Annotated in this window: 9 protein-coding genes; 7 read left to right on the forward strand and 2 right to left on the reverse strand. The window is 60.4% G+C overall.

Annotated elements, in window-relative coordinates; translation table 11 throughout:
* Window positions 1-17: 17 nt before the first annotated feature.
* The 3 genes from FBY04_RS21410 (at window position 18) to FBY04_RS21420 (ending at window position 3000) form a co-directional block, all read left to right on the forward strand.
* Window positions 18-683, forward strand: coding sequence for a fumarylacetoacetate hydrolase family protein (locus FBY04_RS21410; RefSeq protein WP_084320379.1), 666 nt, complete (start codon window positions 18-20; stop codon window positions 681-683).
* Window positions 684-948: 265 nt separating this feature from the next.
* Window positions 949-1878, forward strand: coding sequence for an SdiA-regulated domain-containing protein (locus FBY04_RS21415; protein WP_084320380.1), 930 nt, complete (start codon window positions 949-951; stop codon window positions 1876-1878).
* 204 nt (window positions 1879-2082) lie between these two features.
* The gene (locus tag FBY04_RS21420; RefSeq protein ID WP_084320381.1) at window positions 2083-3000 is read left to right on the forward strand and encodes an SdiA-regulated domain-containing protein; all 918 of its coding nucleotides are present in this window, start codon (window positions 2083-2085) and stop codon (window positions 2998-3000) included.
* A gap of 121 nt (window positions 3001-3121) precedes the next feature.
* On the opposite strand, the gene rpiA is transcribed toward FBY04_RS21420, so the two are convergent.
* A complete protein-coding gene (rpiA, locus tag FBY04_RS21425) occupies window positions 3122-3796 on the reverse strand; it encodes a ribose-5-phosphate isomerase RpiA (protein ID WP_084320382.1) in 675 nt (224 codons plus the stop codon).
* 326 nt (window positions 3797-4122) lie between these two features.
* Here rpiA and ilvA point away from each other — a divergent pair, with 326 nt between their 5' ends.
* Entirely contained in the window at window positions 4123-5637 is a 1515-nt protein-coding gene (ilvA, locus tag FBY04_RS21430; RefSeq protein WP_145316743.1) for a threonine ammonia-lyase, biosynthetic, read from the forward strand.
* A gap of 39 nt (window positions 5638-5676) precedes the next feature.
* Window positions 5677-6102: a DUF2269 domain-containing protein gene (locus FBY04_RS21435; RefSeq protein ID WP_084320385.1), complete on the forward strand. Its 426-nt coding sequence runs from the start codon at window positions 5677-5679 to the stop codon at window positions 6100-6102.
* Between the two features lie 94 nt (window positions 6103-6196).
* Here FBY04_RS21435 and FBY04_RS21440 read toward each other — a convergent pair whose 3' ends face one another.
* Window positions 6197-6853, reverse strand: coding sequence for an HAD family phosphatase (locus FBY04_RS21440; protein WP_145316745.1), 657 nt, complete (start codon window positions 6851-6853; stop codon window positions 6197-6199).
* Window positions 6854-6996: 143 nt separating this feature from the next.
* Here FBY04_RS21440 and FBY04_RS21445 point away from each other — a divergent pair, with 143 nt between their 5' ends.
* Window positions 6997-7476, forward strand: a complete 480-nt coding sequence (locus tag FBY04_RS21445) for an RNA pyrophosphohydrolase (protein ID WP_007897732.1) — start codon at window positions 6997-6999, stop codon at window positions 7474-7476.
* 22 nt (window positions 7477-7498) lie between these two features.
* On the forward strand, window positions 7499-9778 hold the full coding sequence (gene ptsP, locus FBY04_RS21450) for a phosphoenolpyruvate--protein phosphotransferase (RefSeq protein ID WP_145316747.1): 2280 nt from the start codon (window positions 7499-7501) through the stop codon (window positions 9776-9778).
* The last annotated feature ends 110 nt before the right edge of the window (window positions 9779-9888 follow it).

Genomic DNA, 9888 nt, shown 5'->3' on the forward strand with positions numbered 1-9888 from the left:
GAACCAGGAGTCGGTCCATGAGCTATCAGCACCAGTATGTCGACGGTACGCGTATTCACTTCCCGCTGGGAAAAGTGGTGTGCATTGGCCGTAACTACGCCGAACACGCCAAGGAACTGGACAACCCGGTGCCAACGGAGCCCCTGCTGTTCATCAAGCCTGGCAGTTGCGTCGTTCCGCTGGAAGGTGGTTTCAGCATTCCGACCGAGCGTGGCTCGGTGCATTACGAAGCGGAAATCGCTGTGTTGATCGGCAAGCCTTTGTCGACCAAACCGAGCCGTGAAGAAGTGCTCGACGCGATCTCCGGTTTTGCCCCGGCCCTGGACCTGACCTTGCGTGACAAGCAGGCCGAGCTGAAGTCCAAAGGCCTGCCATGGGAAATCGCCAAGTCCTTCGACGGTGCGGCAGTGATTGCTCCGTTCGTGTCCGGCAGTACCTTTGCCGACCTGACTGACATCGGCATTCGCCTGACCATCAACGGCGAAGTCCGCCAGGATGGCAACAGCAGCGCGATGCTCAACCCGATCGTGCCGATGATCCAGCACATGGCCGGCTGCTTCTCGCTGCAGGCCGGTGATGTGATCCTCACGGGCACGCCGGTTGGCGTGGGTCCGTTGAATGTCGGTGACGAGCTGGTCATCGAATTGCCAGGCGCCAGCAGCTTCACCAGCAGCGTCCGCTGACACAACGCAACCTTGTAGGAGCCGGCTTGCTGGCGATTGCAGCGTCACATTCAACATCTAATCGAATGTTGCACTGCCATCGCCAGTAAGCCGGCTCCTACAGGGAATTGTGTTCTGCCTCATGCAAAGCGGCACTCATGCAGGGCAATCCCGCCATTTGCCGTTTTTTTCACATCTTGTCTGGATAATTCCAGGGTTTCTGGCGTCTGAGCCGGTCCCAATTGTGCTATTACCCTTAGCCTGAATTTCTGGAACGCATCCCCTGATGGCCACCCAACCGCTACCCACGCTTAAAACAGCCCGTCGCCCGCGCTTTTTCATGCGCTGGTATTACTGGCTGTTGCTGGCCGTGGCCGCTGCATATGGCCTTGCGTTTGCGATGCATTGGGATGATCGCGGTGTGCTCTGGGTGCTGGAGCGCTTCGAAAGCCCGGCCGAACGCCAGGAAAGTATCTGGCTCCCGGACTACCGCGCGGTGATCGATGCCAAGCCATTGCCGGGGATGGAAAAGGACGAAGCATCCGACCTGGCCTACGACCCTCAAACCAAAACCCTGTTCTCGGTGATGGGCAAGAACCCGTTCCTGGTCGAGCTGACCCTGCAGGGCGATGTGCTGCGCAAAATGCCGCTGGTGGGCTGGAGCAATCCGGAGGCGGTAACGGTCATGGGCAACGGTCTGCTGGCCATCGTCGATGAGCGTGAGCATGTGCTCACCATCGTCAAGGTCGATGCCGATACCCGCGAGCTGAACATCGCCAACTTTCCGAAGTACGACCTCGGTCCGTCGAAAGACCAGAACAAAGCGTTTGAATCGGTTGTCTGGGATGCGCGCAACCAGCAAATGCTGCTGGGTGAGGAGCGTCCGCCGGCGCTGTTCACCTGGAAAAGCAACGACGGTCAGACGCTCGCCGGCGACAAGCAGAAGCTGGCCAATGACGAACTGGACATCCGCAACCTGTCGGCCCTGGCCATTGACCCGCGCACCCGGCACACGCTGGTATTGTCCGCCGACTCCCATCTGTTGCTGGAGCTGGACGAGAAGGGCGAGCAGGTGAGCTTCATGACCTTGCTGGGCGGCTTCAACGGTCTGAAAAAGACCATTCCCCGTGCCGAAGGCGTGACCATGGACGACGCCGGAACGCTGTACATGGTGAGCGAACCGAACCTGTTCTATCGTTTCGAAAAGCAACATTGAGCCTGTAGGAGCCGGCTTGCTGGCGATAGCACCACCTCGGTGTGACCGACTCACCGCGGTGATGCCATCGCCAGCAAGCCGGCTCCTGCAGAAGATTTGTAGGAAACGCGACGCTCAGTTGTAGGCTCCGGCCAATGGCCATTAAGCTTCAATTCAGACTGCCGTGGTATTTCATCCACCCGTCCTGATTCCGAGCCCGCCTGAATGCGCCGACTTGCCCGTCCCAAACCCCTGATGCTGATTCTGTTGGTGATTGCGCTGATCATGCTGGTTGCGGTCGGCCAGTACCTGCGGCTGTTCGAGCGCACCTGGTTCAATCTGCACACGTTTTGGCAGCCGGAGAGCGAGCAGTCCATCGGCCTGGGTCACTATCAGGTCACCGTCGAGGGCCGGGTCATCGAAGGCCTCGACGACGATGTGTCGGCGCTGACCTTCGATCCGGTGCGCAAAAGCCTGTTCACCGTCACCAACAAAAACTCCGAACTGATTGAGCTGTCGCTGGAAGGGCAGATCATCAGGCGTGTCGCGTTGGTCGGCTTCGGTGATCCGGAAGCGGTGGAGTTCATCAGCGCCGACACGTATGTGATCACTGACGAGCGCCAGCAACGGCTGATCAAGATTCATCTGGAGAAGGACACCACGTTCCTCGATGCGGCGGAAGCCGAGCAGATGACGCTGGGCGTGCACATGAGCGGCAACAAGGGCTTTGAAGGCCTGGCCTACGATTCGGTGGGCAAACGCCTGTTTGTCGCCAAGGAGCGCGACCCGATGCTGATCTATGAAGTGCAGGGTTTCCCGCATTACAACCCGGAGAAATCCTACGCGGTGCACGTGGTCAACAACCCCAAGCGCGATGCCGGAATGTTTGTCAGAGACTTGTCGAGCCTGCAATACGATGAGCGCAGCGGCCATTTGCTGGCGCTGTCCGATGAGTCACGACTGATTCTGGAGCTGGACGTGGATGGGCGACCACTGAGCACCATGTCATTGAACAAAGGGCGTCAGGGGTTGCAGAAGACGGTGCCGCAAGCGGAAGGGATCGCCATGGATGACGACGGTACGATGTACCTGGTGAGCGAACCGAACCTGTTCTACGTCTTCAAGAAACCTGCACAACCCTGAATTAGGAGCGCTACCTGTAGGAGCCGGCTTGCTGGCGATAGCGATTTAACAGCCAACATGGATGTTGAATGTTACGTCCTCATCGCCAGCAAGCCGGCTCCTACAGGGGGGATGCGTTTTCTTACTGGGCGCGCAGGGTCTTCACGCCTTCGCTGGTGCCCAGCAACAGCAAGTCCGCCGGACGCGCCGCAAACAAACCATTGGTCACAACGCCGACGATCGCGTTGATCTGCGTCTCCAGCTCCACCGGGTTGGTGATCTGCATGTTGAACACATCCAGAATGATGTTGCCGTTATCGGTCAACACGCCTTCACGGTAAACCGGGTCGCCGCCGAGCTTTACCAGTTCGCGGGCCACGTGGCTGCGGGCCATCGGGATCACTTCCACCGGTAGCGGGAACGCGCCGAGCACCGGCACCAGTTTGCTGGCGTCGGCGATGCAGATGAAGGTCTTGGCCACGGCCGCGACGATCTTCTCGCGGGTCAGGGCTGCGCCGCCGCCCTTGATCAGGTTCAGGTGTTCGTCGCTTTCGTCGGCGCCGTCTACGTAGAACTCCAGGTCGCTGACTGTATTCAGCTCATACACCGGAATGCCATGGCCCTTGAGGCGCGCGGCGGTGGCTTCGGAGCTGGCGACGGCACCATCGAATGCGCCCTTGTGCTGGGCCAACGCGTCGATGAAGCAGTTGGCAGTGGAGCCAGTGCCGACCCCGATGATGCTCTTGTCGTCGAGTTTCGGGAGGATGAAGTCGACGGCGGCCTGAGCCACTGCCTGTTTGAGTTGATCCTGGGTCATGCGGGCTCCGAAAGCGGGCAAGGGGGGAACGAAGGCCGGCATTATAGGCGTCGGGGCGGGGAAGGTCATTGCCTGAGTGTCGGATGGTGGTGAGGAGGGCCTGTGGCGAGGGGGCTTGCCCCCGTTGGAGCGCGAAGCGCTCCCCAGCATTCTTTCAGAGAGACCGCATAAACAGATTTTACGGCTGCTTCGCAGCCGAACGGGGGCAAGCTCCCTCGCCACAGGTATTGCATCAGGCCTTAAAACCACCTGTTTAGTGTGGTCGCTCAGGCGAAAGCCGGGTTAGACTCCATGGCCCTGCCCAACCCGCTCAGTGATGCTTTCCGATGCTTGAACAGTACGTCAAAAAGATCCTCACCTCGCGCGTTTATGACGTTGCCGTAGAAACCCCATTGCAGACTGCCCACCAGCTCTCCGAGCGGCTGGGCAACAGTATTTTGCTCAAGCGCGAAGACCTGCAGCCGGTGTTCTCGTTCAAGATTCGCGGTGCCTACAACAAGCTCACGCAGCTGAGCGATGAAGAGCGCGCTCGTGGCGTAGTGACCGCTTCGGCGGGCAATCACGCGCAGGGCCTGGCCCTGGCGGCGAAAGTGCTGGGTGTGAAGGCCACTATCGTCATGCCCAAGACCACTCCCGAGATCAAAGTCGAAGGTGTGCGTTCCCGCGGCGGCAAAGTGGTGCTGCACGGGGATTCGTTCCCGGAAGCCCTGGCCTACTCGCTGAAACTGGTCGACGAAAAAGGCTACGTCTACATTCATCCGTACGACGATCCCCACACCATTGCCGGGCAGGGCACGGTGGCCATGGAGATTTTGCGCCAGCACCCCGGGCGTCTGGATGCGATCTTCGTTCCGGTGGGCGGTGGCGGGCTGATCGCCGGTATCGCGGCTTACGTGAAATACCTGCGCCCGGAAATCAAAATCATCGGCGTCGAGCCGGACGATTCCAATTGCCTGCAAGCCGCCATGGCCGCCGGCGAGCGCGTGGTGCTGCCGACCGTGGGCATCTTCGCCGACGGCGTCGCGGTCGCTCAGATCGGACAGCACACCTTCGACATCTGCAAAAACTATGTCGATGAAGTGATCACGGTCAGCACTGACGAGATCTGCGCGGCCATCAAGGATATCTACGACGATACCCGCTCGATCACTGAACCTGCCGGTGCTCTGGGCGTGGCCGGGATCAAAAAATACGTCGAGCAGCATGCCGTCACAGGCCACACCTTCGTGGCCATCGATTCCGGCGCCAACGTCAACTTCGACCGTTTGCGTCACGTCGCCGAACGCGCCGAGCTGGGCGAGGGCCGCGAAGCCATCATCGCGGTGACCATCCCGGAGAAGCCGGGCAGCTTCAAGGCGTTCTGCGAAGCCATCGGCAAGCGTCAGATCACCGAATTCAACTATCGCTACAACACCGGCAGCGAAGCGCACATCTTCGTCGGTGTGCAGACGCACCCGGAAAACGATCCGCGCAGCGCGTTGCTTGCCAGCCTGACCGAGCAGGGTTTCCCGGTGCTGGACCTGACCGATAACGAACTGGCCAAGTTGCACATCCGGCACATGGTCGGTGGCCGCGCGGCCCAAGTGGTTGATGAAGTGGTGCTGCGCTTTGAATTTCCGGAGCGGCCGGGCGCACTGTTCAACTTCCTCAGCAAGCTCGGCGGACGTTGGAACATTTCGATGTTCCACTACCGCAACCATGGCGCGGCGGATGGTCGTGTGGTCGCAGGGCTGCAAGTACCACACGAGGAGCGTCATCTGGTGCCGGCGGCGCTGGAAGAAATCGGCTACCCGTACTGGGACGAAAGCGACAATCCGGCCTATCAGCTGTTTCTTGGCTGAGCGGCTACGCTGATGGGCAGGTCATAAGGAAATCGAACAATGGAAACGTTAACCGCCCTGAAAGTGGCGCACATGGTCGCGACGGTGGTGTTGCTGGTGTGTGCGTTGGGCCTGGGGATCTGGGTCTGGCGGACCCGGCGTACGGGCGACGCGACGGCGGCAAGCCGCACTTTGCAAAGGCCTCGCGTGTTCATCTGGCTGTTGATGGGGCTGGCACTGCTGAGCATGCCGTTCACCGGCTGGTGGATGGTGCACCTGGTGGGCTGGCCGTTGGGGCAGACGTGGTTGCTGGCGTCGAGTGTGCTCTACACCGTGGCGGCGTTGGCATGGTTCTGGTTGCTGGTGCGGTTGAACAAGTTGCGCAAGGCGCCGGGAGGCAACGGCAAGTTCACCTTTGCGCTGGCACTGTTCAGCTTTGTTTGTTTTGTCGCCATTGCGGGACTGATGGGCGCGAAGCCTGTGTAGGAGCCGGCTTGCTGGCGATCAACGATAACGCGGTGTAACTGAACAACCGCGTCGATCCGATCGCCAGCAAGCCGGCTCCTGCAGGATGCCGTGATCAATCGCGCAGGCTAATGACCGGCCAGCCACGCTTCTCGGCTTCGGCGCGCAAGTTCGGGTCCGGATCAACCGCCACCGGATTCGCCACCTGTTCCAGCAACGGAAAATCATTCATCGAGTCGCTATAGAAATAACTGTCTTCCAGCGAATGCCCGCTTTCTTCCAGCCAACGATTAAGCCGCGTCACCTTGCCTTCACGGAAGCACGGCACGTCGGTGCTGCGCCCGGTGTAGCGGCCATCGACCATCTCGCACTCGGTGGCGATCAGGGTTTCGACGCCCAGTCGCTGGGCAATCGGCCCGGTGACGAAGCGGTTGGTGGCGGTGATGATGACCAGTTTGTCACCCGCCTCGCGGTGCTTGGCCAGCAGCTCGAGCCCCTTGGGCAGCACGATCGGCTCGATGCAATCGCGCATGTAATCGAGGTGCCATTGATCCAGCGTGGTCATCTCGGTGCGGCCGAGGACTTCCAGGCAAAAGTTCAGGTAGGCATCGTTATCGAGCTTGCCGGCCAGGTAATCCTGATAGAACTCATCGTTGCGTGCCTTGTAGGCGACGGCGTCGAGGAAGCCGCGTTCGCACAGGTAATCGCCCCAGGCGTGGTCACTGTCACCGCCCAAAAGCGTGTTGTCCAAGTCGAATAAAGCCAGGCGCATTGCAGTTACTCGCTGAAAAGTCTGTAGAAAGGCCTCCAGAATACGGACTTTTCACAAGAGTGCACATAAGGTAGGCCGGCTCGTTGCTGCCTTCACAACCTTTGTGGAACAATGCGGCGACATGCGTTTGCGAGGTTGTTGCCGTGATCGACCCCGATGGTTTCCGCCCCAATGTCGGGATCATTCTCACGAATGATGCCGGACAGGTGCTATGGGCTCGCCGTATCAATCAAGATGCCTGGCAGTTTCCACAGGGTGGTATCAATCCCCAGGAGACGCCGGAAGACGCCTTGTACCGCGAGTTGAACGAAGAAGTGGGTCTGGAGCGTGAAGATGTTGAAATTCTCGCCTGCACCCGGGGCTGGTTGCGCTATCGTTTGCCGCAACGTCTGGTCCGTACCCACAGCCAACCGCTGTGCATCGGCCAGAAACAGAAATGGTTTCTCCTGCGCCTGATCTCCAACGAGCAGCGGGTGCGGATGGATTTGACCGGTAAACCGGAATTCGATGGCTGGCGCTGGGTCAGCTATTGGTATCCGTTGGGCCAGGTGGTGACATTCAAGCGCGAGGTGTATCGACGCGCTCTCAAAGAGCTTGCCCCGCGCCTTTTAGCGCGCGACTGACGACGGAGTTCGACCCCGAGCCATGCTCAATACGCTGCGCAAGATCGTCCAGGAAGTTAACTCCGCCAAGGATCTCAAGGCGGCGTTGGGGATTATTGTGTTGCGCGTCAAAGAGGCCATGGGCAGCCAGGTCTGCTCGGTCTACCTGCTTGACCCCGAGACCAACCGCTTCGTGCTGATGGCGACCGAGGGCTTGAACAAGCGCTCGATCGGCAAAGTCAGCATGGCACCCAACGAAGGTCTGGTCGGCCTGGTCGGCACGCGTGAAGAACCCCTTAACCTCGAAAACGCCGCGGATCACCCGCGCTACCGCTACTTCGCCGAGACCGGTGAAGAGCGCTACGCCTCATTTCTCGGGGCACCGATCATTCACCACCGCCGCGTCGTCGGCGTGTTGGTCATTCAGCAAAAAGAACGCCGTCAGTTCGATGAAGGTGAAGAAGCCTTCCTCGTGACCATGAGCGCGCAGCTCGCTGGCGTTATCGCCCACGCCGAGGCCACCGGTTCGATTCGGGGTCTTGGCCGTCAGGGCAAAGGCATCCAGGAAGCCAAGTTCGTCGGCGTGCCGGGTTCGCCGGGTGCGGCGGTCGGTACGGCGGTGGTCATGCTGCCACCGGCCGATCTGGACGTGGTGCCCGACAAGACCATCGTCGACATCGAGGCCGAACTGGGTCTGTTCAAGACCGCCATCGAAGGCGTGCGCGCCGACATGCGTGCGCTGTCGGCCAAGCTGGCCACGCAGTTGCGCCCTGAAGAACGAGCCTTGTTCGACGTGTATCTGATGATGCTCGCCGACGAGGCGCTGGGCAACGAAGTGACCACCGTGATCAAGACCGGTCAGTGGGCCCAGGGCGCGCTGCGTCAGGTGGTCACCGATCACGTCAACCGTTTCGAATTGATGGACGACGCCTACCTGCGTGAACGTGCCTCGGACGTCAAAGACCTTGGTCGGCGCTTGCTGGCCTACTTGCAGGAAGAGCGTCAGCAGACCCTGGTCTACCCCGACAACACCATCCTGATCAGCGAAGAACTGACGCCGGCGATGCTCGGCGAGGTGCCGGAAGGCAAGCTGGCGGGTCTGGTGTCGGTACTCGGTTCCGGCAACTCCCACGTGGCGATCCTTGCACGCGCCATGGGCATACCGACGGTGATGGGCCTGGTCGACCTGCCGTATTCCAAGGTCGACGGCATCCAGATGATCGTCGACGGCTACCACGGCGAGGTCTACACCAACCCCAGCGAAGTGCTGCGCAAGCAGTTCGCCGAAGTGGTCGAGGAAGAAAAACAACTGGCCCTCGGGCTGGATGCGTTGCGCGACTTGCCATGCGTGACCGTCGATGGCCACCGCATGCCGCTGTGGGTCAACACCGGCCTGCTGGCGGACGTGGCGCGGGCGCAGAAGCGCGGTGCCGAGGGTGTCGGTCTGTACCGCACCGAAGTGCCGTTCATGATCAACCAGCGGTTCCCGAGCGAAAAGGAGCAGTTGGCGATCTACCGCGAGCAACTCGCCGCGTTCCATCCACAACCGGTGACCATGCGCAGCCTGGACATCGGCGGCGACAAATCGCTGTCGTACTTCCCGATCAAGGAAGACAACCCGTTCCTCGGCTGGCGCGGCATTCGCGTCACCCTCGACCACCCGGAAATCTTCCTGGTGCAGACCCGCGCGATGCTCAAGGCCAGCGAAGGCCTGAACAACCTGCGGATTCTGTTGCCGATGATTTCCGGCACCCATGAACTCGAAGAAGCCCTGCACCTGATTCACCGGGCCTGGGGTGAAGTCCGCGATGAAGGCTGCGACGTGCCAATGCCGCCGATCGGCGTGATGATCGAGATTCCGGCGGCGGTGTATCAGACCAAGGAGCTGGCGCGGCAAGTGGATTTCCTGTCGGTCGGCTCCAACGACCTGACTCAGTACCTGCTGGCGGTGGACCGAAACAACCCGCGGGTGGCCGACCTCTACGACTATTTGCACCCGGCGGTGCTGCAAGCCCTTCAAAGCGTGGTGCGTGACGCCCATGCCGAAGGCAAGCCGGTGAGCATCTGCGGCGAAATGGCCGGTGATCCGGCGGCGGCGGTGCTGTTGATGGCGATGGGCTTTGACAGCCTGTCGATGAACGCCACCAACCTGCCGAAAGTGAAGTGGATGCTGCGTCAGATCAACCTGAGCAAGGCCAAGGAACTGCTCGCGGAGTTGATGACCATCGACAACCCGCAAGTGATCCACAGCTCGCTGCAGTTGGCGCTGAAGAACCTTGGGTTGGCGCGGATGATCAATCCGGCGGCGATCAAAGCCCTCTAGATCTGCGGCGCCCCCTTCGCGAGCAAGCCCGCTTGTGTCTAGATCTAGGAATAAGCTCTGGGGTGAGAGGGGTGGATGGCAAGCTGTGAGTCCGCGGTGCTTGAAGCACG

Origin of the sequence: Pseudomonas sp. SJZ080 (assembly GCF_007828295.1) — a bacterium.
Classification (GTDB): domain Bacteria; phylum Pseudomonadota; class Gammaproteobacteria; order Pseudomonadales; family Pseudomonadaceae; genus Aquipseudomonas; species Aquipseudomonas migulae_A.